18 protein-coding genes are annotated in these 25,589 nt (G+C 71.7%); 13 read left to right on the top strand and 5 right to left on the bottom strand.

Annotation, left to right across the window (positions count from 1 at the left end):
- Positions 1–3 precede the first annotated feature (3 nt).
- The 6 genes from AB0K82_RS20430 (at position 4) to AB0K82_RS20405 (ending at position 6,781) form a co-directional block, all read left to right on the top strand.
- Positions 4–825, top strand: a complete 822-nt coding sequence (locus tag AB0K82_RS20430) for an ATP-binding cassette domain-containing protein (RefSeq protein WP_364398955.1) — start codon at positions 4–6, stop codon at positions 823–825.
- A complete protein-coding gene (locus AB0K82_RS20425) occupies positions 818–2,053 on the top strand; it encodes a sugar ABC transporter permease (protein ID WP_364398953.1) in 1,236 nt (411 codons plus the stop codon). The genes AB0K82_RS20430 and AB0K82_RS20425 overlap by 8 nt, the downstream gene beginning before the upstream one ends.
- Before the next feature lie 30 nt (positions 2,054–2,083).
- Positions 2,084–3,574, top strand: coding sequence for an FGGY-family carbohydrate kinase (locus AB0K82_RS20420; RefSeq protein WP_364398951.1), 1,491 nt, complete (start codon positions 2,084–2,086; stop codon positions 3,572–3,574).
- Positions 3,571–5,073 (top strand): FGGY family carbohydrate kinase, encoded by a 1,503-nt coding sequence (locus AB0K82_RS20415; protein ID WP_364398950.1) that lies wholly within the window; start codon positions 3,571–3,573, stop codon positions 5,071–5,073. Before AB0K82_RS20420 ends, AB0K82_RS20415 begins: the two co-directional genes overlap by 4 nt.
- The gene (locus AB0K82_RS20410; RefSeq protein ID WP_364398948.1) at positions 5,070–5,702 is read left to right on the top strand and encodes a histidine phosphatase family protein; all 633 of its coding nucleotides are present in this window, start codon (positions 5,070–5,072) and stop codon (positions 5,700–5,702) included. The genes AB0K82_RS20415 and AB0K82_RS20410 overlap by 4 nt, the downstream gene beginning before the upstream one ends.
- 65 nt (positions 5,703–5,767) lie before the next feature.
- Positions 5,768–6,781: a 2-hydroxyacid dehydrogenase gene (locus AB0K82_RS20405; protein WP_364398947.1), complete on the top strand. Its 1,014-nt coding sequence runs from the start codon at positions 5,768–5,770 to the stop codon at positions 6,779–6,781.
- A gap of 98 nt (positions 6,782–6,879) precedes the next feature.
- Here AB0K82_RS20405 and AB0K82_RS20400 read toward each other — a convergent pair whose 3' ends face one another.
- On the bottom strand, positions 6,880–8,007 hold the full coding sequence (locus AB0K82_RS20400; protein ID WP_364398945.1) for a glycoside hydrolase family 3 N-terminal domain-containing protein: 1,128 nt from the start codon (positions 8,005–8,007) through the stop codon (positions 6,880–6,882).
- Positions 8,008–8,164: 157 nt separating this feature from the next.
- Entirely contained in the window at positions 8,165–9,004 is an 840-nt protein-coding gene (locus AB0K82_RS20395; RefSeq protein WP_364398943.1) for a GH25 family lysozyme, read from the bottom strand.
- 270 nt (positions 9,005–9,274) lie between these two features.
- Between AB0K82_RS20395 and AB0K82_RS20390 the strand changes: the two genes are divergently transcribed.
- The 4 genes from AB0K82_RS20390 (at position 9,275) to AB0K82_RS20375 (ending at position 14,654) form a co-directional block, all read left to right on the top strand.
- Positions 9,275–10,033: a type 1 glutamine amidotransferase gene (locus tag AB0K82_RS20390; protein WP_364398941.1), complete on the top strand. Its 759-nt coding sequence runs from the start codon at positions 9,275–9,277 to the stop codon at positions 10,031–10,033.
- Between the two features lie 499 nt (positions 10,034–10,532).
- Positions 10,533–11,069, top strand: coding sequence for a hypothetical protein (locus AB0K82_RS20385; RefSeq protein ID WP_364398939.1), 537 nt, complete (start codon positions 10,533–10,535; stop codon positions 11,067–11,069).
- Between the two features lie 395 nt (positions 11,070–11,464).
- The gene (locus tag AB0K82_RS20380; protein ID WP_364398937.1) at positions 11,465–13,309 is read left to right on the top strand and encodes an arabinofuranosidase catalytic domain-containing protein; all 1,845 of its coding nucleotides are present in this window, start codon (positions 11,465–11,467) and stop codon (positions 13,307–13,309) included.
- Between the two features lie 142 nt (positions 13,310–13,451).
- The gene (locus AB0K82_RS20375) at positions 13,452–14,654 is read left to right on the top strand and encodes a cysteine desulfurase-like protein (RefSeq protein WP_364398935.1); all 1,203 of its coding nucleotides are present in this window, start codon (positions 13,452–13,454) and stop codon (positions 14,652–14,654) included.
- Between the two features lie 10 nt (positions 14,655–14,664).
- Here the strand turns inward: AB0K82_RS20375 and AB0K82_RS20370 are convergent, their stop codons facing one another.
- Positions 14,665–15,594 carry a glucose-6-phosphate dehydrogenase assembly protein OpcA gene (locus AB0K82_RS20370; protein ID WP_364398933.1) on the bottom strand — a complete coding sequence of 310 codons (930 nt, stop codon included), beginning with the start codon at positions 15,592–15,594 and terminating at the stop codon, positions 14,665–14,667.
- Positions 15,595–16,006: 412 nt separating this feature from the next.
- Here AB0K82_RS20370 and AB0K82_RS20365 point away from each other — a divergent pair, with 412 nt between their 5' ends.
- Together AB0K82_RS20365 and AB0K82_RS20360 are read left to right on the top strand one after the other, a co-directional pair.
- A complete protein-coding gene (locus tag AB0K82_RS20365) occupies positions 16,007–17,371 on the top strand; it encodes a beta-1,3-glucanase family protein (protein WP_364398931.1) in 1,365 nt (454 codons plus the stop codon).
- Positions 17,372–17,460: 89 nt separating this feature from the next.
- Entirely contained in the window at positions 17,461–18,864 is a 1,404-nt protein-coding gene (locus AB0K82_RS20360; RefSeq protein WP_364398930.1) for a discoidin domain-containing protein, read from the top strand.
- 3 nt (positions 18,865–18,867) lie between these two features.
- On the opposite strand, the gene AB0K82_RS20355 is transcribed toward AB0K82_RS20360, so the two are convergent.
- Positions 18,868–19,878, bottom strand: coding sequence for a LacI family DNA-binding transcriptional regulator (locus tag AB0K82_RS20355; RefSeq protein ID WP_364398928.1), 1,011 nt, complete (start codon positions 19,876–19,878; stop codon positions 18,868–18,870).
- A gap of 475 nt (positions 19,879–20,353) precedes the next feature.
- Here AB0K82_RS20355 and AB0K82_RS20350 point away from each other — a divergent pair, with 475 nt between their 5' ends.
- Positions 20,354–23,908, top strand: a complete 3,555-nt coding sequence (locus AB0K82_RS20350; protein ID WP_364398926.1) for a choice-of-anchor D domain-containing protein — start codon at positions 20,354–20,356, stop codon at positions 23,906–23,908.
- A gap of 104 nt (positions 23,909–24,012) precedes the next feature.
- On the opposite strand, the gene AB0K82_RS20345 is transcribed toward AB0K82_RS20350, so the two are convergent.
- Positions 24,013–25,575, bottom strand: coding sequence for an FAD-dependent oxidoreductase (locus tag AB0K82_RS20345; RefSeq protein ID WP_364398924.1), 1,563 nt, complete (start codon positions 25,573–25,575; stop codon positions 24,013–24,015).
- Positions 25,576–25,589 lie beyond the last annotated feature (14 nt).

Genomic DNA, 25,589 nt, shown 5'->3' with positions numbered 1-25,589 from the left:
AGCATGTCCTCATCGCCCTCCCAACCGAGCCCGCTGCTGTCACTGCGGGGCATCAGCAAGACCTTCGGTGCCGTCGCCGCGCTCACCGACGTCGACCTCGACGTCTCGGCCGGTGAGGTCGTCGCGATCGTCGGCGACAACGGCGCCGGAAAGTCCACCCTGGTCAAGACGCTGTCGGGGGTCCACCAGCCCGACGCGGGAACCATCACGTTCGACTCGCGCCCGGTCACCATCCCGAGCCCGGCCGCGGCGCAGCAGCTCGGCATCGCCACCGTCTTCCAGGACCTGGCGCTCTGCGAGAACCTCAACGTGATCGAGAACCTCTTCCTCGGCCGGGAGCTGCGCGGGCTGCGCCTGGACGACGTCGCCATGGAGGTCCGCTCGCGGGAGCTGCTCCGCCGGCTGTCGGCGAAGATCCCGAAGCTGTCGGTCCCGGTCGCCGCGCTGTCGGGCGGCCAGCGGCAGACCGTGGCGATCGCGCGTTCGCTGCTCGGCGACCCGAAGATCGTCATCCTCGATGAGCCCACGGCGGCGCTCGGCGTCGCCCAGACCGCCGAGGTCCTCAACCTGATCGACCGGCTGCGTGAACGCGGCCACGGAGTGATCATGATCAGCCACAACATGGACGACGTGCTCTCGGTCGCCGACACGGTGGCCGTGCTGCGCCTCGGCCGCAACAACGGGGTCTTCGACGCGGTCGAGGCCACCACCGAGCAGATCGTCACCGCGATCACCGGGGCCGCCGACAACGCGGTGACCCGGCGCGCGCGGCGGGCGCGCCGCACCGTGTCGGCGGGCGTCGAGGAAGGGGCCGACCATGAGTGACCTGAGCACCGCGCCGCCGCTCGCCGAGCAGGAGCAGTACGAGCCGGAGGAGCCCACCGGGCTGCGCGCGGTCGTCGCGCGCCTCCGCGGCGGCGATCTCGGCGTCATCCCGGTCGTGGCGGGCCTGGTGGTGATCTGGACCGTGATGCAGATCCTCAACCCGGTCTTCCTGTCCAGCGTCAACCTGGTCAACCTCACCCTCGAGTGCGCGCCGGTCGGCGTCATCGCGCTCGGCGTCGGGCTCATGCTGCTGGTCGGCCAGATCGACCTGTCGGTCGGCTCGCTGAGCGGGCTGGCGGCGGCCCTCACCGCCATCCTGTTCGTCGATCACGGGTTGTCGCCCTGGCTCGCCGTACCCGCCTCGGTGGCGTCCGCCGCCGTCATCGGCCTGCTGTACGCGCTGGTGTTCAACCGGCTCGGCGTGCCCAGCTTCGTCATCACCCTCGCCGGCCTGCTCGGCTTTCTCGGCGTGCAGCTGTGGGTGCTCGGCAGCAAGGGGTCGATCAACCTGCCGTACGACTCCGGTCTGGTCACCTTCGCCCAGCTCGACTTCCTGCCCGCCTGGCTGTCCTACACCCTGGCGGTCGTCGCGGCGGGCTGGCTGTTCACGGCCGGATACCTGCGGGCGCGGGCACGGCGCAGCGCCGGGCTGCCCGCGGCGTCGCTGCGCGGGCTGGTGCTGCGCAGCGTCGTGCTGCTGGCCGGCCTCGGGCTGGCGGTCTGGTACCTCGACCGCGCCCGGGGCGTGGGCTGGATGTTCGTGCTGTTCCTCGCGCTGGTGCTGGCCACGCACTACCTGCTGGCGCGCACGAGGTTCGGCAAGTCGATCTACGCGGTGGGCGGCAACGTCGAGGCGGCCCGCCGGGCCGGCATCAACGTCAAGGGCGTCTACACCTCGGTGTTCGTCCTGTGCACCTCGCTCGCGGCGGTCGGCGGCGTGCTGGCCGCGGCCCGCCTCGCCGCGGCGAACCAGAGCACCGGCGGCGGTGACGTCAACCTCAACGCCATCGCCGCCGCGGTGATCGGCGGCACCAGCCTGTTCGGCGGGCGCGGCAACGCGTTCGCCGCGCTCCTGGGCATCGTGGTCATCCAGTCCATCTCCAGCGGGCTCACTCTGCTCGACCTGAACTCGTCCTTCCGCTACATGGTCACCGGGGCGGTGCTGCTGCTCGCGGTGGCGCTGGACGCGGCGGCCCGGCGCTCGCGCGCCTCCCACGGACGCGCGTGAGGACCTGACGACACGAGGAAGGAAGTAACCATGGCGGTCGTCTGCGTCGACGCGGGCACCACGATGATCAAGGCGGTCGGCTACGGCGACGACGGCGCGGAGCTGGCGGTCGAACGCCAGAACACCACCGTGCGGCACCCGGCGCCCGGCCACGCCGAGCAGGACCCGGCCGAGGTCTGGCAGGCGGTCGTACGCGGCGTGCGGCGGGTGCTCGAACGCCTCGACACCCCGGTGACCCACCTGGCGCTGACCGCGCAGGGCGACGGGTCCTGGCTGGTCGACGCCTCGGGGGCGCCGACCGGCCCGGCGATCCTGTGGAACGACGGCCGGGCCGGGGCGATCGTCGAGCGCTGGGCGCGCGAGGGCGTCCTGGAACGGGCGTTCCGCCGCAACGGGTCGCTGACCTTCGCCGGCCTGCCCAACGCGATCCTCAGCTGGCTCCGCGAGCACGACCCGGACCGGCTCGCCCGCTCGGCCGCCTCGCTCACCTGCGGCGGCTGGATCTTCCTGCGGCTCACCGGGGAACCGGTCGCGGACCTGTCGGACGGTTCCGCGCCGTTCATGGACATCCGCGAGCGCGACTACTCCGACGAGCTCCTCGCCCTGTACGGGATGGAGTGGGCCCGGCCGCTGCTGCCGGAACTGCGCGGCGACGGCCGGCGCGTCGCGCCCCTGACCGCGTCCGCCGCGCAGGAGCTGGGCCTGCCCGAGGGCACGCCCGTGGTCCTCGCCCCGTACGACGTGGCGTCCACCGCGATCGGTGTCGGCGCGGTCGAGGCCGGTCAGGCGTGCACGATCCTGGGCACGACGCTGTGCACCGAGATCGTGCTGGACGAGCCGCTGCTCGACACGAATCCGTCCGGTCTCACCGTGGCGCTCGACCAGCGCTACCTGCGGGCCTTCCCGACGCTCGCCGGCGGCCAGGTGATCGACTGGGCCTGCCGCATGCTGGGCCTCGGAGGTGACCCGGCCGCGCTGTCGCTGCTCGCCGAGCAGTGCCCGCCGTGCGCGGGCGGCCTGGTCTTCCTGCCGTACCTGTCACCGGCGGGGGAGCGGGCGCCGTTCCTCGACCCGCGCGCGCGGGGGTCCTTCCTCGGGCTGTCCATCGACCATGACCGGGAGCACCTGGCCCGCGCCGTCCTCGAAGGGCTGTGCCTGGTGATCCGCGACTGCCTGACCGCCTCCGGGGCCCGGCCCGTGGAGCTGCGGGTCAGCGGCGGCGGGGCGGCCAGCACCGCCTGGCTGCGGATGCTGGCCGACGTGACCGGCGTCCCCGTCGTCCGGACCGCGGACGCCGAGGCGGGGGCGCGCGGCGCGTTCATCGTCGGCGCCGTGGCCACCGGCCGGGCCGCCGGTGAACGCGAGGCCGCCGACGCCTACATCCGGCCCGGCGACGTCTTCGCCCCGGACCCGGAGAACGCCGTACGCTACGCCGGCCTGTACGAGGCGTTCCTCGAGGTTCGCGGTGCCACCGCGGCGGCCTGGCCGACGCTCGCGACCCTGCGCGGGGAGGCGGAGTGAGCGGCCACGACGAGGTCTGGCTGGGCGTCGACCTGGGCACCCAGAGCGTACGGGTCGTCGCCGTGACGGCCACCGGCCGGATCGCCGGGGCGGGCGCCGAGCCGCTGACCGGACGACGCGAGGCGGGCCGCCACGAGCAGGACCCCGAGGAATGGTGGCGGGCCACCGCGGCGGCCTGCGGGCGGGCGCTGCGTGACGTACCGCCCGGCGCGGTGCGGGCCGTCGCCGTCGACGGCACCTCCGGGACGATCCTGCTGACCGACGACGACGGGGCGCCGCTGACCCCCGGTCTCATGTACGACGACACGCGCGCGACCGAGGAGGCCCGCCGGGCCGACGAGGCCGGCGCCGCGGTGTGGGCGGAGCTGGGGTACCGGCGGATGCAGCCCGCCTGGGCGCTGCCGAAGCTGCTGTGGCTCCTGGACCGGCACGAGGGGCCGGTCCGCCTCGCCCACCAGGTCGACTTCGTCAACCGGCGGCTGGCCGGCCACGCCGTCCCCGCCGACCTGAGCAACGCGCTCAAGACCGGGGCGCACCTGATCGAGGAGACCTGGCCGGCGCAGGTCATGGACGCGCTCGGGATACCCGCCGGCACGCTCCCAGAGCTCGTACGGCCGGGCACCCCGATCGGCGTGGTGTGCGCGGCCGCGGCCGAGGCCACCGGCATCCCGCAGGGCACCCCGATCATCGCCGGGATGACCGACGGCTGCGCCGCGCAGCTCGGCGCGGGGCGGTTGACCGTCGGCTCGTGGAACTGCGTGCTGGGGACCACGCTCGTACTGAAGGGCGTCTCCGAGGAGCTCGTCCACGATCCGTACGGCGCGGTGTACTCGCACCGGGCGCCGGACGGCGAATGGCTGCCCGGCGGCGCGTCGAGCACCGGCGCCGGCGTGCTCGCCCGCGACTTCGCCGGCCGCGACCTGCGCGAGCTGGACCGGCTGGCGGAGCGGCACGAGCCCGCGCGGGCCCTCGCGTACCCGCTGGTCTCCGAGGGGGAGCGGTTCCCGTTCGCGGCGCCGGACGCCCGCGGCTTCCTGCTCGGGAGCACCGGCGATGAGGCCGACGACTACGCCGCGATCCTGCAGGGCGTCGCCTACCTCGAACGCCTCTGCTTCGACCACCTCGACCTGCTGGGCGCGCCCACCGGCGGCGACATCACCTTCACCGGCGGCGGCTCGCGCAGCCCGTACTGGTGCCGGCTCCGCGCCGACGTGCTCGGCCGGCCGGTGATCCTCCCGGCCGACCCCGAAGCCGCGCTCGGCGCCGCCATCCTGGCGGCCTCCCCGGGCCGCCGCGTCGCCGAGGTCGCGGCCGAGATGGTCGCGGTCCGCGAAACGATCGACCCGGGTCCGCGTGCCGACCGGTTCGACGACGGGTACCTGCGTCTGGTGGGCGAGCTGGAGCGACGCGGCTGGCTGCCCGCGCCCACGGCCGCGCACGCACGCGCCCGCGCGGCGTCCGATCGAGCGGCGCCGACTCAGGAAGGAACGTCACAATGACCCAATTCGTCCTCGTCCGCCATGGAGAGACCGAGTGGCACGCGGAGAACCGCTACGCGGGCATCAGTGACATCGCCCTGACCGAACGCGGCCTGGAACAGGCACAGCAGCTCGCCGCCTGGGCCAGGACCGCCGGGCTCGTCGCCGTCTGGACCTCCACCCTCACCCGGGCCCAGCTGACCGCCACCGCCTGCGCCGAGGCCATCGGCGTACCGCTGAACGTCGACGAGCGGCTGCGCGAACTGGACTTCGGGCACGCCGAGGGGATGACCCGCGCCGAGATGCACGAGCGGTTCCCCGAGGCGCTGCGGGCGTTCCGCGCCGACCCGGTCGCCGACCACCTGCCCGGTGGCGAGGACCCGACCGCGGCGGTCCGCCGGTTCACCGGCTGCCTGTACGACCTCGTGGACCGGCACCCCGACGACCGGGTTCTCGTCGTCGCGCACACCACGGCCATCCGGCTCGCGCTCTGCGAGCTGATCGGGGTGCCCCTCCGCGACTACCGGCGGATCTTCCCGTCGGTGCGCAACTGCGCGCTGACCGAGATCCGCCTCAGCCGCGAGGCGGCCGCCCTGCTGGAGTTCAACACCCCCATCGAGAGAATCAACGCCGTCCAGGAGACCACATGACCGAGCGGAGCGAGGGAATCGAAAGCACAGCACCTATGAGTCACCCCTCCGACGAAGGAGGGCACATGACCACCCGCCTGCTCGCGGCCGGAGACCACTTCGTCCTCAACCGACTCCTCATCGACGCCGTACGGGCACAGGCCCCGGGTGAACTGGAGTTCGCCGAGATCACGCTGGACTGGCCACTGGTGCCGTTCGGCCGGGTCGCCGAGGTCGACGAGGCGTCCGGCACCGAGGACCAGATGATCGAGGCGCTGGGCGACGCGGAGATCTGCCTCACCCAGATGGCGCCGCTGACCCGCCGGGTCATCGAGGCGTGCCCGAACCTCAAGCTGATCGGCATCGGCCGCGGCGGACCGGTCAACGCGAACCTCGAGGCGGCGGCCGAGCACGGAGTGACCGTCTGCTACGCGCCCGGCCGCAACGCCGGCGCCACCGCCGAACACACGCTCGGCATGATCCTCGCCGCCGCCCGCCGTATCCCGCAGACCCACGCCGACCTGACCGCCGGCCAGTGGCGAAGCGACTACTACCAGTACGACGAGGTCGGCATCGAGCTGGCCGGTAGCACGGTGGGGCTCGTGGGCGGTGGCGCGGTCGGCCACCGGGTCGCCCAGATGCTCGCCGCCCTGGGCGCGCGGGTGCTCATCCACGATCCGTACCTGAGCGAGACCGCCGTCGGCGAACTGGTCTCCCTGGACGAACTGCTGTCCCGCGCGGACGTCGTCACGCTGCACGCCCGCGTCACGCCGGAGACCAAGGGGATGATCGGCGCGCCGCAGATCGCCGCGATGCGGCCCGGCGCCATCATCGTCAACTGCGCGCGCGGCGCCCTGCTCGACTACGAGGCCGTCTGCGACGCGATCGAGGGCGGCCACCTGTTCGGCGCCGGGTTCGACGTCTTCCCGGAGGAGCCGATCCCGGCGGAGTCACGGCTGCTGTCCACGCCGGGCATCGTGCTGACCCCGCACCTGGCCGGCGCCAGCCGCCAGACCGCCGCGAACGCCGCCCGCATCCTCGCCGAAGACGTCGCCCGCTACCTGCGCGGCGAGCCACTGGCCCACGTCGCGAAGGCCTGACCGGCCGCCCGGGACGTGTCCGGCGGATCCGCCCGCCGGACACGCCCGGCGCTGACGTTCACGCGCCGGCGTGCAGGGCGGCGCCCCGCCCCACCGGGTCAGGACAGGCTGTTCCGCAGGTTCGTGACGCGGGTACGGGCGGCGTCGAACGCGCTCTGGCCGAGCTGCCCGCCGCGCAGGGCGTTGGCGAGACCGGTGACCGCGCTCTGGGCGTAGCCCGGGTCCTCCCCGCAGACGAGCAGGAGGTCCATGCCGGCCTTCGCGGCCGAGACCGCCCGCTGCGCCGTGGTGCCGAAGTTCGCCAGCGCGCCGGCGACGAGGGCGTCCGTGATCGTCACGCCGGTGAAGCAGAGCCGGCCGCGCAGTTCGTTCTGCACGATGGTCGGCGACAGACCGGCCGGCAGTTTGGCGTCCAGCGCCGGGTAGATCGCCCACGACAGCATGACGAGGTCGACGCCGGCGCTGATCGCCGGGCCGTACGGCGCCTCGTCGATGGACCGCAGGTTCGACGCCGAGACGTTCAGCGTGACCGGCGCGTTGTCGGTGTTCTGCGTCTTGCTCGCGGCGCCCAGGCCGGGGAAGTGCTTGGCGGTCGCCGCGACGCCGGTCGCCTGCTGGGCCCGGATGAACGCGCTGCCGCACTGGCCGCAGACCGTGGGGTCCTTGCTGTAGGACCGGCCGTACTGGTCCTCGAAGTCGCCGGCGGTGCGGTACACGTCCAGCACCGGGGCGAGGTTGACGTTCATGCCCACGCTGGCGAGGAGCCGGCCGGCCTGGTCTCCGGCGTCGGTGGCGGCCGCCACCGGGTCGGCGGACTGGCCGATCTGCTTCTCCGACATCGTCGGCCCGCCTGGCAACCGGCGTACCTGGCCGCCCTCCTGGTCGGTCATCAGCAGCAGCGGCGCGGTGACGGGGCTGGACCGGTTGGCCTCCTGGAGGTCGGCGCAGACCGCGGCGATCTGGCTCAGGCTCGAGATGTTGTCGCCGAAGAAGATGACGCCCGCCGCCTGGCCCGCCGCGATGGCGTCCAGCAGGGGCTGCGGCACGGTCGTGCCGGAGTAGGAGTAGATGACCCGCTGCCCGGCCTGCTGCTCCGGTGTCAGGGTCACCGCGGGCCGTACGCTCCGGCCCGCCGCGCGTGCGGTGCCGGCCATACCGAGGGTGGCGAAGGCCGCGCCGGCTCCGGTGAGCAACGCGCCGCGCCTGGTCATGGAGTTGTCGTGCATCTCATGTCCGCGCGCCGGGTCTCGCGTGACGGCCGGGCGCGCTGCCTCTCTTCCTGTCCGAGGGTTCGCCGCGGTGGCGGGGGAGTCCGGCCTGCGCCGGGGACCGCCGGCCGGGCGCGCCCGCGGACGCGCCCGGCCGGGTTCGGCGCTGTGCCGCTCAGCCGTTGGCGAGGGCCTTGACGCGCGTGATGTCGCCGTTGAAGTAGTCCTGGTCGCCGGGGAAGGTGCCGCTGTCGGCGAACTGCCAGATGGTCTGGTAGCCCCAGTTGTACGGCATCGGGCCCGGGGATCCGTTGTAGTTGGCGAGCATCAGCGGGTTGGTGGAGGAGAAGTCGCCGGTGTTGCCGGTGCACTGGCTCCACCAGCTCGTCGCCGTGTAGATGACCGGCCAGCGGCTGGTCTTGGCGTGGTACTCGTTGCTGAAGGAGAGAATCCAGTTGACCATCCCGGACGCCGACAGCCCGTAGCAGGCCGCGCCGTAGGGGTTCCACTCCATGTCGAGCATGCCGGGGAACGTCATGCCGTCCTTGGACCAGCCGCCGCCGTGGGCGACGAAGTAGTCGGCCTGAGCGGCGCCCGAGGAGGTGTTCGGCGTGGCGAAGTGGTAGGCGCCGTGCACGATTCCCGCGTAGTACGCGCCGGTGTACTGCTGGCTGAAGTACGGATTGGTGTACGTCGTCGACTCGGTCGCCTTGACGTAGGCGAACTTCGCGCCGTTGGCGGCGACGGTGGACCAGTCGACGTTGCCCTGCCAGCCGCTGACGTCCAGGCCCGGGGTCTGGGCGACGTTGGGCCGGAGGACCGCCCGGCCCGACCCCGGCTCGTGCCTGGCGACCTGGGAGCCCAGCCAGTCGCGCTCGGGGTGGGTGACGGGGTCGGGGGCGGCGGAGGCCGCCTGGACGCCGGTGAACAGCGCGCCGCAGAGGGCGACGGCGGCGGAGAGCGCCGTGAGACGCGACGTACGCGCCGTACGGGGGGAGCGCTTGAGTGGTGACACGTGATCCTCCAAGGAGGGGCCTGGGGACTTTCCGTGTACTCCGCGGGGGACGCTCGCGCTGTCGGTAGCGGTGGCGGGGGGACCGCGGATCGGGGCGGGCGGGGATGGCTCCTTTCGGGCTCGGAGTGCCCACTGGTAGTAGATAACTTGCGCCGCTACCCTAGAAAAGGTGGAAAAGTACCCCAACTGGTGCGGTCGAATTGGCGAGATCTCGCGTCTCTCCCGGTCACAGCGGTCCGAGCGAGGATGCGACGTCGATAGAGTGCGCCGGTGACTCCCCACCGATCCCCCCGCGTGCTCGTGATCCAGAACGCGGAGCGCAGCGGACCCGGCCGACTCCCCGGATGGTGGGAGGAGATGGGGCTCCAGGTCGTGGTGGTCCCCGGCGCCGAGACCCCGGCCACGCCGGAGGGCTTCGACGCGGTCGTCCTGCTCGGCGGCGGCTTCCTGCCCGACGACGACCGGCATGCCCCCTGGCTGCCGGTGGAGCGTGCGCTCACCCGGCGCGCGGTGGCCGACGGCGTTCCGTTGCTGGGCATCTGCCTGGGCGCTCAGGTGCTGGCCGCGGTGACCGGAGGCACGGTGCGCGGCGACCACGGCCGGCCGGAGCGCGGGTCGTGCCGCGTCTCGCTGCGCCCTGAGGCGGAGACCGACGTCCTGTTCGCCGGGCTGCCTCGCGAGATCCGCGTCATTCAGAACCACCGGGACCAGATCACCGAGCTGCCCCCGGGCGTCGTACGACTCGCCGAGAGCGAAGCCTGTCCGGTGCAGGCGTTCCGGGTGGGGGAGCGCGCCTGGGGCGTGCAGTTCCACCCTGAGGCCGGCGCCGATCGCCTCGACCACTGGGACGAAGCGGCCCTCGCCGACGCCGGACTCGACCTCCGGGCGCTTCGCGCCGAGGCCGAGAGGGCCGAGCCGCAGTCGGCGCGGAACGCGAAACGCCTCGCGGCCAACTTCGCCGAAGTCGTACGCCGGGCCGCCGGCGAACCCTCCGATCGCCTCGTCGACGTCCGCGGCGATCTGTCGTAGGGCGCTCGTCGATCGCGCCCGCGGCGTGGCGGGAGCGCGCCTCGGACCGGCGTGTCGTGCTGGTGCCCCGCCCACGCCCGAGATCGCCCCGCTGATCGCCGACTTCCTCGACCGCCTTCGGGGCCGGGGCGATAGAGCGAGCCTATAGGCGTCTAGTTTAGTCACATATTACCTATTAATAGTGTTATGCGCTGATTAAGGAGGGATGATGGCAATTACGGCTGTCCCGAGGTAACCAATCGTGGACTGTCGTGTTTCGGGCTCTATGCCATTCCGATCCAAAGGAGGCGCAGCTGTGTCGAGGAAAGCGTCCGTTTGCGGCCTGGCGGCCGCGGCAGTGGCGAGCGGTCTCCTCCTGGCCTCGCCTGCACACGCCCAGACCCGTACGACGGCCCCGGCCGGTGGGCAGATCACGTCCGCCACGGCGGGGGACCTCAGCTCCGTCCTGCCCGGTCAGGACGGCCGGCGGAGACGCGAGCGTATGCGCAGGGAGCGCGAGATGCGCAGGGAGGAACGCCTGCGCGGCCGGCAATTCCCGCGTGAGCGCCGGGTCACCAGAGAGTTCCCGCGCGAGCGCGGGACCTTCAGGGAGTTCCCCCGCGAGCGCGGCGGCGTGTCCGCGACCACCGGACGGGTCCGCGCGACCACCGGCGAGGAGCGCGGCCGGATGGAGTTCCCGCGCGAGCGCGGCATCACCGAGAGGGAGCGCCCCGGACGGGAGGAGCGCGGTCGGCTGGAGATTCCGCGTGAGCGCGGCATGACCCAGTCTCAGCGGCAGTCCCAGTCCCAGATCCAGGGGACGCGGGGCGGGCTGGAGGAGCGCGGCCGGCCGGAGTTCCCGCGTGAGCGCGGCATGACCCAGTCTCAGCGGCAGTCCCAGTCCCAGTCCCAGGGGACGCGGGGCGGGCTGGAGGAGCGCGGCCGGCCGGAGTTCCCGCGGGAGGGCGGCCGAGAGGAGATTCCGCGTGAGCGCGGCATGACCCAGGCCCAGTCCCAGGAGCAGTCCCAGTCTCAGGGCCAGGGCCTGGAGGACTAGGAAACGCGACCGAGGCCGAGTGACCAGGGGAACTCCGAAGCGGTATCCGGTCCCCTGCGATTCGAGGGCACAGGCGGCGCCTGTGCCCTCGTCCTGTGCGAGACCCGCGCGGTTCCGCGCCGCCGAGCGATAGGCATGACCTATCTTCGGCCTGAGAGCGCCCCGCTCATCCCCGCCTTCCGGGACCGCGCAGGGGCGTCGGCGTCCCGTCGAATGGGCGTGAAATCAACGGATTTCAACACCACGATGGGCTGATTTCAACAAGGTCGCCACTGTATTGACGCGATCGACCAGACTGCTTACTGTCGCGTCAACATCTAGATGTCCCCGCCATCGAGTCTGCCGCGCCGGCACCGCAGACGAATCGCTCTCCTTCGCCCCTGGAGCCGTCCGCTATGCGCAGACACCGCCCCGCCCTGGGCAGACGCGTCCTGCCATCCATCGGCGCGATCGTCGTCCTCATCCTCGGCCTGTCCGGCCTGACCGGTACGGCGCAGGCCGCCACCTCCCTGCCGTGCGACATCTACGGCGCCGCCGGCACGCCCTGCGTCGCCGCGCACAGCACCGTGCGCGCCCTGTTCGGCGGGTACTCGGGCCCGCTTTACCAGTTGACCCGCGCCTCCGACCACGCCACGCACGACGTGGGCGTGCTGTCGGCGGGCGGCTACGCGAACGCGGCCGATCACGACGCGTTCTGCAACGGGACGACGTGCGGCATCACGAAGATCTACGACCAGACGTCGCTGCGCAACGACCTGACGCCCTCCCCGGCGGGCACGGCCGGCACCGGCGCCGACTCGCCCGCCGACGCGAGCGAGATCGCGGTCACCGCCGGTGGCCACAAGGTGTACGGCGTCTGGATCTCCCCGCAGCACGGCTACCGGCACGCCGTCGGGTCCGGTGTCGCGCAGAACGGGCAGCCCGAGGGGATGTACATGGTCGCCAGCGGCACCCATGTCGGATCCGCGTGCTGCTTCGACTACGGCAACGCCGAAGCGGTCCCCTCGGACACCGGCAACGGCCACATGGACGCCGTCAGCATCGCGACGACCTGTTACTTCACGCCGTGCACGGGCTCGGGCCCGTGGGTCGAGGCGGACCTGGAGAACGGGATGTTCCAGGGCGCCAACGGCTCCAACACCGCGAACCTCGGCAACAACAGCACCTATGTGACCGCACTGCTGAAGAACAACGGCCAGACGACGTACGCCCTGAAGGGCGGCAACGCGCAGTCCGGCGGCCTGTCGACGTGGTGGAACGGCGCGCTGCCGAACCGCGGCGGCTACATCCCGATGCACCAGGAGGGCTCGATCATCCTGGGCACCGGCGGGGACAATAGCAACTGGAACATGGGCACGTTCTTCGAAGGCGTGATGACCTCCGGCTACCCGACCGACGCCGCCGACAACGCGGTGCAGGCGAACATCGTCTCGGTCGGCTACTCCGGCCAGACGAACGTGCCGAACGGCCCGCAGGGCACGATCACCGGTCCGGGTGGCAAGTGCGTCGACGTCATCGCCGACGACACCGGTGCGAACGGTTCCGGGGTCGACCTCTGGGACTGCCAGTCGTACGCCGAGGACCAGCACTGGGAGCACTTCGCGGACAACTCGCTGCGCACCCTCGGCCGCTGCCTGGACGTGACCGGCAACGGCACCGCGAACGGCGCGCAGGTGGAGTTGTGGGACTGCAACGGCGGCGGCGCCCAGGTCTGGCTGCAGCAGGCCGACGGTTCGCTGCGCAACCCGCAGTCCGGGCGCTGCCTGGACTCGCCGAGCGGCGCGACCGCGAACGGCACGCGGTTGCAGATCTATGACTGCAACGGCTCCGCCGCGCAGAAGTTCGCGGTGAACGGCGGTGGCGCGATCGTCGGCCCGGGCGGCAAGTGCGCCGACGTTCTCGGCGACGACACCGGCGTGAACGGCACCGCGGTGAACCTCTGGGACTGCCAGTCGTACGCCGGGGACCAGCACTGGGTGCACCTGTCCAACGGGGCCCTGCGCACCCTCGGCCGGTGCCTGGACATCAACGGCAACGGCACCGCGAACGGCACGCAGGTGGAGCTGTGGGACTGCAACGGTGTGGGCGGTCAGGTCTGGCAGCAGCAGGCCGACGGTTCGCTGCGCAACCCGCAGTCCGGGCGCTGTCTCGACTCGCCGAGCGGCGCGACCGCGAACGGCACGCGGTTGCAGATCTATGACTGCAACGGCTCCGCCGCGCAGAAGTTCGCACTGAGCTAGGCACGCCACGGCGAGGCCCGCCGCGCCGATACGGGCGGGCCTCGCTGAAACGCCGCAAAATGTCCTGAACAGCTCTTTCGAGGCGGATAACGGACGCGAGAGGCTGATGGCGTCAATACCGGGCGAAACGGATGGAGCACCCATGGCCCTGGACGTCAGGTCGGTCCGCGCGGCGTATCCCGCGCTGCGGGACGGCTACGCCTACCTCGACGGCGCCGCCGGAACGCAGGTCCCGGAGCCGGTGATCGAGGCCATCGCGGCGGCGTACCGGGCCGGGATCGGCAACGTCGGGGGAGCCTTTCCGGCGAGCGAACGATCCGACGCGATCGTCGCGGACGCCCGCCGGGCCGTCGCCGACCTGGTCGGCGGCGACCCGCGCGGTGTCGTCCTCGGACCGAACATGACGACGCTGACCTACCGGTTCGCCGCCGCGCTGGCGCGCACCTGGCGTCCGGGCGACGAGATCGTCGTCTCCCGCCTGGACCACGACGCCAACGTACGGCCGTGGACGCAGGCGGCCGAACGCGCCGGCGCGACCGTGCGGTGGGCCGAGGTCGATCTGCCCTCGGGCGAGTTGCCGGCCGAGCAGTACGACGCCCTGCTCGGCGAGCGGACGCGGCTGGTGGCGGTGACCGCCGCGAGCAACGTGCTCGGCACCATGCCCGACGTCGCGGCGATCACCAAGCGGGCGCACGAGGCCGGCGCGCTGACCTACGTCGACGGAGTGCACGCCACCCCGCACACGCCGGTCGACGTGGCGGCCCTCGGCGCGGACTTCTACGCGACCAGCGCCTACAAGTGGTCCGGCCCGCACGTCGGGGCGGTCGTCGCGGCGCCGGACCTGCTGGAGACCGTCCGGCCGGACAAGCTGGCCTCCTCATCGGACGCCGTCCCGGCACGGTTCGAGACCGGTACGGCGGCCTTCGCCGACCTGGCGGGCGTCAGCGCCGCCGTCGACCACCTCGCCGGACTCGACCCGGAGGCCACCGGTGATCGGCGGCAGCGGCTGCTCGCGTCGATGGCGTCGGTCGAACGGCACGAACAGGCCGGGCTCGCCCGGCTGCTCGACGGCCTCGTCGCCCAGCCGCGCGTCCGCCTCCTGGGCGGCCCCCGGCGCCGTACCGCCACCGTGTACTTCACCGTCCAGGGGCACACGCCACGCCAGGTGGCCGAACACCTCGCCGCGCGGAAGATCAACGTCTGGAACGGGCACAACTACGCGTGGGAGGTCACTGCCGCGCTGGGCATCCGTGACCACGGCGGCGCCGTACGTGCCGGGCTCGTCCACTACAACGACCGTTCCGACGTAGACCGCCTCATCGCCGCGGTGGCGGAGCTGCGCTGAGAGGCGGCCGTCAGAAGATCACGCGGTCGGTGTCGCGGGTGCCTTTCGCGTATCGGGTGACCGCCTCCTTGAAGGCCTTGTCCGGGTCGAGGTGGCGGAGTTCCTCGGCGATGAGTTCCGCCGTCGGCCGCCGGTGCAGGGCGACCTGACGGTCCGGCTGGTCGGGCCGGGACAGGATCGCGATCCTGCCGTCCGGGCGGGTCACCGCGATCGGACCGGACCTGGTGGACAGTCGTACGGCGGTGATGCCGGGCCCGTAGGTGGAGCACACCTCACAGGGCACGGACAGCCGGGCGGCGAGCCAGCCGCCGAGCAGTTCGGCGCTCGGGTTGCCGGGCTCGGCCTCGACCTCGGCGGCGGTGATGTCGGTGTCCGGCGGCCCGTCGAGGATGGCCGCCAGCAGCGACCGCCACGGTGTGATGCGCGTCCAGCACAGGTCGGTGTCGCCGGGGGAGTAGGCCGCCGCGAGCCGCCGGAGCGCGTCGAGCGGGTCCGCGGCGCCGGCGGCGTCGGTGACCCGGCGCTGCGCCATGGCTCCGAGCGGGTCGCTGCTCGGCCGTTCGGGCGCGGTGCCCGGCCACCAGATCACGACCGGCGTGTCGGGCACCAGCAAGGGCAGCACCACGGAGTCGGCGTGCTGGGCGACCTCGCCGTACAACCGCAGCAGCACGGTCTCCCCGGGGCCGGTCTCGCCCAGGCGCACCTCGGCGTCGAGCCGGGCCTCCTCCGCGGTGCGGCGCGGAATGACGCCCAGGATCCGGCATGGGTTCTCCCGGGCGGCCTGGGTCGACGCGCGCACCGCGTCGTACTGCGCCGCCTCATCCGTCACGATGACAAGGGTCAGGACCTTGCCGGTGGCCGCTCCGCCCATCCGGTGCCGGGTGGTCGTCAGCGTGGCCTGGATCTTACGGGTGTCGGCGTCAGCGAGCTCGATGATCATTGTGGAGTCGCCTCCCGCCTCGTCACGGGCCGCTCTCGCCTGCTACGCCTTCCATTCTCCCGGTCGCGGGAACCGTGCGGACACCGGGCCTCGGTTACGTCCCGGCGTCGGGAGGATTTCGCCGAAGTTTCACCGGTCCAATGGTGGGGCGGACAACAAATCCCCTGGCCAGCGCATATGCCCGGTGGATCGGGCGGTCGGGCGGCGGCGCTGTTACCGAAATGTTACATCCTGACTCTCTTGACTGGCGTGGCAAACAGGGCCACCGTCTCTCTCTGAGAGCGCTCTCAGGAAACCTTCCCGCCGGTTTCCGACGGCATCCGTCGGACCGTGACCCCCGCCCTGGCGCGGTGCCGTTCGGGCCCGCCCCCGCCAGCCCCGCGCCATCTCCCTCCGCACGAAAGGGAGCCGTATGCACTCCATTTCCCGTTCGGCGGCACGCCGCCGCACACCGCTGCACGTCCTGGCCGCCGTCTGCGCCGGGTTGACGCTCCTCGCCGGCTGCCTCCTCGCGGCCACCCCACGGTCGGCCCGGGCGGCCGCCTGCGGTGGTGACAATGTGGCGCTGAACCGTCCGACGACCGCGTCCTCCACCGAGAACTCCGGCACGCCCGCCTCGGCCGCCGTGGACGGGAACACCGGAACGCGCTGGTCCAGCGCCTTCAGCGACCCGCAGTGGCTGCAGGTCGACCTGGGCTCGTCGCAGCAGATCTGCCAGGTGACGCTCACCTGGGAGGCGGCGTACGGGAAGGCGTTCCAGATCCAGGTGTCCGACAACCCCAGCGCCGGCTGGACCACCATCTACAGCACCACGACCGGCACCGGCGGCACCCAGACGCTGAGCGTCACCGGCACCGGGCGCTACATCCGGATGTACGGCACGGCCCGCGGCACCCAGTACGGCTACTCGCTGTGGGAGTTCGCGGTCTACGGCGGGAGCACGACGACGCCGCCGCCGGACTCCTTCTGGGGCGACACGAGCGGCATCCCGGCCGCCCAGAACGTCCTGATGTTCAAGATCTTGAACCGGACGAACGGCAAGTACCCGGACAGCCAGGTCTACTGGAGCTGGAACGGGCAGACGCACTCGATCGCCGAACAGCCGTACATCGACATGCCCGCGAACTCCGCCGGCCGGATGTACTTCTACCTCGGCTCGCCGACCAGCCAGTACCGCGACTTCATCGAGTTCACGGTCGGCCCGGCGGTGTTCAACGGCAACACCACGCGCGTCGACGGGTTCGGCCTGAAGCTGGCCCTGCGCCTGCACGCCAAGGACGGGTACGACACGCAGGTGGGAGAGGACCAGACGACGTTCGCCGAGGACCGCGCGGCGACCTTCCAGCGGTTCCAGAACGAGGTGCCGACCGAGTTCAAGCACCTGGCCACGGTGCAGGCCCCGTACTACATCCCCGCGCCGGGCAGCGACAGCGCGTTCCGGGCCGGCGGCCAGTACGCGAACTACTTCACGAGCTACGCCCAGTCGGTCGGCGTCAACGAGAGCACCTCGAACATCACCGGCTGCGCGGGCTCACTGGCGAACAACCCGGGCATGTGCGCGGCGCTGAACCGTCACGTCGCCCAGCTGCCCCAGTCGCAGTGGTCCGACCCCACCCAGTACTACAAGGCGGCTCCGGCCAACTACTACGCCAAGTTCTGGCACGACCACGCGATCAACCACCTGGCCTACGGCTTCCCCTACGACGACTACGCCGGCCAGTCCTCCTTCATCTCACACGGAAACCCGCAGTACCTGCTCGTCGCCGTCGGCTGGTGACCGAGCCGCTCCCCGAACCGCAACGGTGACCCCCGCCCACCAACGGGGGCGTACGGCCCGCCCCGTACGCCCCCGGTGAAGGAGCACACATGTATCTCGAACGGCACGTGAGACCCCGCCGCGAGACGCCCCCGGCCACCGGCCGCGCCGCGTGGAAGGGCCGCCTCAGGGCCGTGGCCGGGGCGCTCGTCCTCGCCGTCGGCCTGATCACCCCGGTCGCCACCGCCACCGCCATGCCGGCCGGAGCGGGCGCCGCGGCGCCCGCCACTGTGCCGGCGCCGCCCGCGGGCTTCAGCCTGACCTGGAGCGACGACTTCACCGGCGCGAGCGGCAGCGGTGTGAACACCGGGACCTGGAAGTACGACACCGGACCGGGCAGCGGCTTCGGCACCGGCGAGATCGAGACGATGACCAACAGCACGGCCAACGTCTACCAGGACGGCGCCGGACACCTCGTCCTCAAGGCCCTGCACTCGGGCTCGGACCCGCGCGCGGGCTGGACGTCCGGCCGGATCGAGACCCAGGCCGCGACGTTCGGCGCCCCCGCGGGCGGCGTCGTGATGATGCAGGCCTCGATCCAGCAGCCGAACGTGACCACGGCGAACGGCGCCGGGTACTGGCCGGCCTTCTGGATGCTCGGCTCGACGCTGCGCAGCGGCACCCCGTGGCCGACCTCGGGTGAGGTCGACATCCTGGAGGACATCAACGGCCGGAGCTCGGTGTTCGGCACCCTGCACTGCGGCACCAACCCCGGTGGGCCGTGCAACGAGTCCACCGGCATCGGCAGCGGGGAGCGCGGGTGCTCCGGCTGCCAGACCGGGTACCACACCTACGCCGTGCAGATCGACCGGTCCGTCTCACCGGAGCAGATCCGCTGGTATCTCGACGGCAACAACTACTTCACGCTGAGCGCGAACCGCGTGGACGCCACCACGTGGGCGAACGCCGTCGACCACCCCTTCTTCATCATCTTCGACCTCGCGATGGGCGGCGGCTTCCCGGACGCCTTCGGCGGCGGTCCCAACTCCGCGACCGTGTCCGGCGGCCAGCTGAACGTCGACTACGTGGCCGTCTACAACAAGGCGCCCGGCGGTGGCGGCGGGACCGGCACGAACCTGTCCCAGGGGAGGCCGACGACCGCCTCCTCGACCGAGGCGCCGGGTACCGTCGCGGCGAACGCCACGGACGGCAACACCTCGTCCCGCTGGTCCAGCGCGTTCAGCGATCCGCAGTGGCTCCAGGTCGACCTGGGCGCGGTACACCAGCTCAGCCACGTCGTGCTGAACTGGGAGGCCGCCTACGGCAAGGCGTTCCAGCTTCAGACGTCCAACGACGGCTCGAACTGGACCACCGTCTACTCGACCAGCGGCGGCACCGGAGGCGTGCAGGACGTGAACGTCTCCGGCTCCGGACGCTACGTGCGGATGTACGGGACCCAGCGGGGGACTCCGTACGGCTACTCGCTCTGGGAGTTCCAGGTCTTCGGTTTCTGACCCTCAGGCCGACTCCCGGACGACCAGCTCGGTGGGCAGGGTGACGACGGGCTCGATCTCCGCACCGCCCACCAGGCTCAGCAACTGGCGTGCCATCCGGCGGCCGATCTCGAGGATCGGCTGCCGGACGGTCGTCAACGGCGGATCGGTGTCCCGCGCCAGGTCGGTGTCGTCGAAGCCGATCACCGCGACATCGTCCGGCACCCGGCGGCCCGCCCGCCGCAACGTCTCCAGCGCGCCGCCGGCCATCAGGTCCGACGCGGCGAAGACCGCGTCGAGCTCCGGTTCGGCCGCCAGCAGCCGCCGCATCGCCTCCGCGCCCGAGCCGAAGGTGAAGTCGCCGACCTCCACGACGGGCGGCCGGCCCGCCTCCCGCAGAGCCTCCCGGTAGCCGGCCAGCCGGTCGATCCCCGCGACCATGTCCGGCGGACCGGCGATCGTGGCGATCCGGCGCCGCCCCGAGCCGAGCAGGTGGCGTACCGCCGCGACCGCGCCGCCGTGGTTGTCCACGCCGACGTACGGGACGGAGACGGGACCGAGGGGACGTTCGTTGCACACGACGGGGATTCCGATCCGGGTCAGCACGGCGGGGAGCGGATCGGCGCCGTGCAGCGAGGAGAGCATCACACCGTCGACGTGGCGGGCGGCCACCGACCGCTCGATCCGGTCGTGGCTCGCGGCCGATCCGGCCAGCATCAGCACGAGCTGCTTGTCCGCCGCCTCCAGTTCCTGGCTGATCCCCTGGACGAGACCGGCGAAGAAGCGGTCGGCCGAGAACACGCGGGTCGTCGGCTCGGGCACCACCAGCGCGAACAGGTCGGTGCGCCGGGTCACCAGGGTCCGCGCGGCGTGGTTCGGCACGTAGCCCAGCTCCTCGATGGCGCGTCGCACCGACTCCTCGCTCGCCCGCGTCACGGACAGGCCGTTCACCACGCGGGACACCGTCGCCCGCGACACACCCGCCCGAGCCGCGACGCTCTCCAGCGTCGGCCGCTCGCCCCCTGGCCGCCCCATACGGAAATCCCCTCTCTGCGGGAGCGCGTGCGCCGCCCGCCGGCGTCGGCGCACGCGACGTGGTCATCGTCGTGACCACCGGTGACGGCCGTCAACCCACGGCAGCGCGGATCGGCCGCCGGTGAAACCAGCAGGTGGGAGGGGGCGTTCCGATCGGCGGCCCGGCCGGTCCCGTACGGCTGGGAGCGGGCACTCACGACAGAGCCGCACATCCAATTTTTTCGCATGACTGATCGGAAGATGCAGAGATTTGTCTAGATATTGCGATCGCGTGTCATGGGAGTTACCTTCCCTGTAACACGCTCCACCCCGCCCCCAGCCCCGCCCCGTCACGGCCCTCGATCTGGATCGCCCCACCCGCCGGCGTCCGCACTCGTCCGTGCGGCGGCCTCCGGTGCCCGGCTCCCGCCGCAGCGTGCGCGCGGGCCTCTCCAGGTCCGTGACCTCCCGGGGCCTCACCGAGAGTGAGCCGTACATGTCCGATCAGTACGCGAGACGCCGAACCCGTCTCGGTGCCCTCCTCAGCGGCCTGCTCGTCGCCGCCGGCCTCGTCCTGCTGTCGGCCGGGCCCGCCGACGCGGCCGCGAGCGGCGGTGTCGGCGCGACACTGCCGTACGTCGAGGTCCAGGCGGAGAACGCCACGACCAACGGCACGGTCATCGGTCCGAGCGCGGCCTACAACACGCTGTCCGCCGAGGCCTCCTACCGCAAGGCCGTGACCCTGCAGGGCAGCGGCAAGTACGTCGAGTTCACCACCCCGGTCGCCACGAACTCGATCGTCTTCCGCTACAGCATCCCGGACAGTTCCAACGGCTCGGTCTACACGGCTCCGCTGTCCTTCTACGTCAACGGGACCAAGCAGAGCGACTTCACGCTGACCAACGCGTACAGCTGGTACTACGGCGGCTATCCGTTCACGAACACGCCGGGGAGCAACCCGCACCACTTCTACGACGAGGTGCACCGTCTCTTCTCGACCACCTACCCGGCGGGCACGAAGTTCCGGCTGCAGGTGGACGCGGGGAACACCGCCTCCTCCTACACGATCGACTTCGCCGACTTCGAGAACGTCTCGGGCGCCCTGTCCCAGCCGTCCGGCTCGGTCTCGGTGACCAGTAAGGGCGCCGATCCGACCGGCAGCGCGGACTCCACCGCGGCGTTCAACGCGGCGATCTCCGCGGCGGGGGCCGGTGGCACCGTCTGGATCCCCGAGGGCACCTTCAAGATTCCGGGCCACCTCGTCCTCGACAACGTCACGATCAAGGGCGCGGGCATGTGGCACTCGACGATCGTCGGCGCGGCCCCCGGCTTCTACGGCAACTACGCGCCGAACGGCAGCAGCGGCGTCCACCTCGCGGACTTCGCCATCTTCGGCGACGTCCAGGAGCGCAACGACGGCGCCCAGGTCAACGGCATCGGCGGCGCGCTCAGCAACTCCACCGTCGACCGGCTCTGGATCGAGCACGAGAAGGTCGGCGCCTGGATGGACGGGCCCATGACCAACCTCGTCTTCAGCGGCATGCGGATCCGGAACACGACGGCGGACGGCGTCAACTTCCACGACGGCGTGACCGGCTCGAAGGTGACGGGTAGCGACCTGCGCAACCTCGGGGACGACGGCCTGGCGACCTGGTCAGACACCAACGCCGACGCGAACGACTCGTTCGACCACGACACCGTGCAGTACCCGATCCTCGCCAACGGCATCGCCATCTACGGCGGCCACGACAACACCGTCGCCGACAACCGGGTCATCGACGCCGGCCTCACCCAGGGCGGCGGCATCCACGTCGCGCAGCGCTTCAGCTCGACCCCGCTGGGCCGCACCGACGTGCTGCGCAACACGATCATCCGCTCGGGCAGCCTCGACCCGAACTGGAACTTCGGCGTCGGCGCGCTGTGGTTCGACGCGCGGGACGCGGCGATGAGCGGTCAGGTCAACGTCGACAACATCCTCATCCAGCAGAGCCCGTTCGAGGCGATCCAGTTCGTCTCGGGCTCCAGCATCACCAACGTCTCCATCAACAACGCGACGATCCAGAACACCGGGACCTGGGTCGTGCAGGAGCAGGTCGGCGGCTCGGCCAAGATCACTAACAGCACCGCCACCGGAACGCAGGCGCCCGCTCCGATCTACAACTGCGGCGTCGGCTTCACCCTGACCGACGGGGGCGGCAACTCCGGCGTCTTCGGCTCGACGGGGTGCCAGAACATCACCAACCCCACCTTCCCGCCGTACCTGCCGGACAACGGATCGCTGATCTCGATCAGCCCCACCGCCCTCGGCTTCGGCAGCGTGGCGACCGGCTCCACGAGCGCCGCGCAGAACGTGACCGTCACCAACAGCGGCACCGCCGCCGCCCCGGTCGGCTCGATCACCACGAGCGGTGACTTCGGCCAGACCAACACCTGCGGCAGCTCGATCGCGGCCGGCGCGTCCTGCACGGTCAGCGTCAAGTTCAGCCCGACCGCGGCGGGCTCGCGCACCGGCAACCTGAGCATCACGGCGTCCGGGATCACCAACACCGTCCCGCTGTCCGGCACGGGCGTCGCGCCCGGGCCGATCCTCAGCCCGAACCCGGCGAGCCTGAGCTTCCCCGGCACGCTCGTCGGCCAGTCATCGGCGACGCAGGCCGTCACGGTCACCAACACGGGCACGACGTCGGCCACCGTGTCCGGTGTCAGCGCGAGCGGCGACTACAGCCAGACCAACAACTGCTCGACCCTGGCGGTCGGCGCGTCCTGCACGGTGACCGTGAAGTTCACCCCGTCCGCGTCCGGCACCCGTACGGGCAACGTCACGATCACCGGCAACGCCAACAACAGCCCGACGACGGTCGCCCTGACCGGCAGCGGCATCGGCACCGACACCAACCTCGCCCGCGGCCGGACGGCCACGGCGAGCAGCGAGGTGAACGGCACGCAGACCGCCTCGACCGCGACCGACGGCGACGCCAACACGTACTGGGAGAGCGCGAACGGGTCGTGGCCGCAGTGGCTGCAGGTCGACCTCGGCGCCGCGTACAGCATCGGGAAGGTCACGCTGAAGCTGCCGCCGTCCTCCGCCTGGGGCACGCGCACGCAGACGCTGTCGGTGCTGACCAGCACCGACGGCTCGAGCTTCGGCACCGCCGTTGGCTCCGCGACGTACACGTTCACCTCGCCGACGAACGTGGTGAACATCCCGGTGCCGGCCACCAACGCCCGCTACGTCCGCGTCAACTTCACCGCCAACTCCGGCTGGAACGCCGCCCAGGCCTCCGAGCTCGAGGTCTACCCGAGCGGGAGCTCGTCCGGTGGCTCCGCGACGCTCAGCGCCGCCCCGACGTCGCTGAGCTTCGGGAGCCAGGCGGTGAACACGACCAGCGCGGCGAAGGCCGTGACGATCACGAACACCGGCTCGGCGGCGGCCTCGCTGTCGTCCGTCGTGGCCACCGGCGACTACTCGATGACGAACAACTGCGGCAGCTCCCTGAGCGCCGGCGCGTCCTGCACCGCGAACGTGAGCTTCCGGCCGACGGCGTCCGGTACGCGCACCGGCACGCTGACCGTCAACAGCAACGCCACCAACAGCCCGACGACCGTCGCGCTGACCGGCACCGGTACGGGCGGGACGGCCACCGATCTCGCGGCGGGCAAGCCCACCGGCGAGTCCAGCCACAACGACGTCTACCCGTCGGGCAACGTCACCGACGGCAACCAGGACACCTACTGGGAGAGCGCCAACAACGCCTTTCCGCAGTGGGTCCAGGTCGACCTCGGCTCCGCGCAGAGCGCCGACCGGATCGTCCTGCAACTGCCGGCGTCCTGGGGCGCGCGCACCCAGACGCTGTCCGTCCTCGGCAGTACGAATGGGAGTGACTTCACCACGCTCAAGTCGTCCGCCGCCTACACCTTCGACCCCGCGAGCAACAACACGGTGACCATCCCGATCACCGCGACCACCCAGCGGTACTTCCGGGTCAACGTCACCGCGAACACCGGCTGGCCGGCCGGTCAGATCTCCAGCCTCCAGGTCTGGAACGACTGACCCGACGAGTCGGTCCATCGAGTACTCGGCCCCCGTCAACGACACCTCTCTGCTCGCCGCGGTTCGGCACAGAGAGGTGTCGTTGACCGTACGGTCCCTTCCTCTCAGGGGCGGGCGGGTTCGATCACACCGAACCACCGCCGCACGGCCGTCCGGAGTCCTTCCAGTTCCGTGGGATCTGGGTGGGGCGATGCGGATGCCCAGGCCACGTAGCAGTCCGGGCGAAGGAGCAGGGCGGTGGTCGCTGAGCTCTGAGGGCGCGCGGTGACGATATCGACTTGGTCGTGCCACAGGGCGAGCGTCTCCGCCGGCGATGCTCCTTCGGTCAGGTCGAGCAGCAGGGGGCGTGCGGTTCTGGTCAGCTCGGCCAGCCGGACCGGCCCGGTCGGGGTGTGCAGTTCCAGGTCCGGGGCGAACCGGCCGATCAGCGGGTGCGCCTCGGGTTCGCCCATGTCGTAGCGGACGTCGGCGCCTGCGATGAGTTCGGCGAGGCGCTGCACGGTGCTCTGGTCGCGGAGCAGTTCGGTGAACAGCTCGCGCAGTCCGGTGACGTCGCCGCCGGGGGCGATCAGGGCCGACTGCGCCTGCGCGTTCAGGATCATGCGGTGGGCGGCCGCTCGCCGCTCCGTCTCGTAACTGTTCAGCAGCGCGGGCGGGGCGCTGCCACGGAGCACGGTGGCGAGTTTCCACCCGAGGTTGACCGCGTCCTGCAGGCCGAGGTTGAGCCCGGGCCCTCCTCCCGTGGCGGCGTACACGTGGGCGGCATCACCGATCAGGAACACCCGGCCGTCGCAGAAGCGTTCGGCGAGTCGGGTGTTGCCGCCGGTCAACCGGCGCAGCACGTGCGGTCCTTCACCGTCGGGGGGACCGAGTGGCACGTCGACGCCGAGCACGCGGCGGATGCTCGCCCGCAACTCATCAAGGCCCATTGGAGCGTCGGTCTCGGGCTGGTCCCACTCTGTGGTGCTGACCAGCGGCGGGTGGCCGGGCATCGGCGCGTAGGAGAACCCGCCGCGTTCGGTGCGGTGGGGCAGGAACGGCAGAACAGCGCCGTGGCCGGGTACGTTCAGCGCGCCGGTGGCGGGATCGACCAGCTCCGCCGGGACCGTCGCGTGCGCTGTGCGGACGGTCATCCGGTCGTAGGTGACGCCGGGGAATCCGATGCCGGAGAGCTTCCGCGTGGCGCTGTGTGCCCCATCCGCGCCGATGAGATACCGGGCCCGCAGAGGGTATGCCCCGCTCGGACCCGCGACGTCGACGGTGACCGCGTCGTCGTCCTGCGACAGGCCGACGACCTCGTGTCCCCGCCGGATCTCCACGCCCAGTTCGATGGCGCGCTCCTGCAGGACCTGCACGATGCGTCGTTGCGGCACCGGCAGGGCGTGAACGGGGCTGTCGTCCAGCAGGCTCAGGTCCAGGCCCATCGCGCCGAACATGAAGTATCCGGAGTTCGGCTGCGGCGGTCCCGGACTACCGCTGAGACGTTCGTACAGCCCCCGGCGGTCGAGCATCCTCACGACCTGGCCGAGCAATCCGTTCGCCTTCGGTTCCTCGCTCGGCTCCGGTAGCCGCTCCAGCACCACGGGCCGGACCCCGGCCAGGCTCAGTTCGCAGGCCAGCATCAGCCCGTTCGGACCGCCGCCGGCGATGACGACATCTGTGATCATGAGTCTCCTCGGTT

Source organism: Actinoallomurus sp. NPDC052274 (assembly GCF_040679475.1).
GTDB classification, from domain to species: Bacteria; Actinomycetota; Actinomycetes; order Streptosporangiales; family Streptosporangiaceae; genus Actinoallomurus; species Actinoallomurus liliacearum.
Note: the sequence above shows the minus strand (reverse complement) of the source record. Positions and strands in the feature narration are given on the sequence as shown.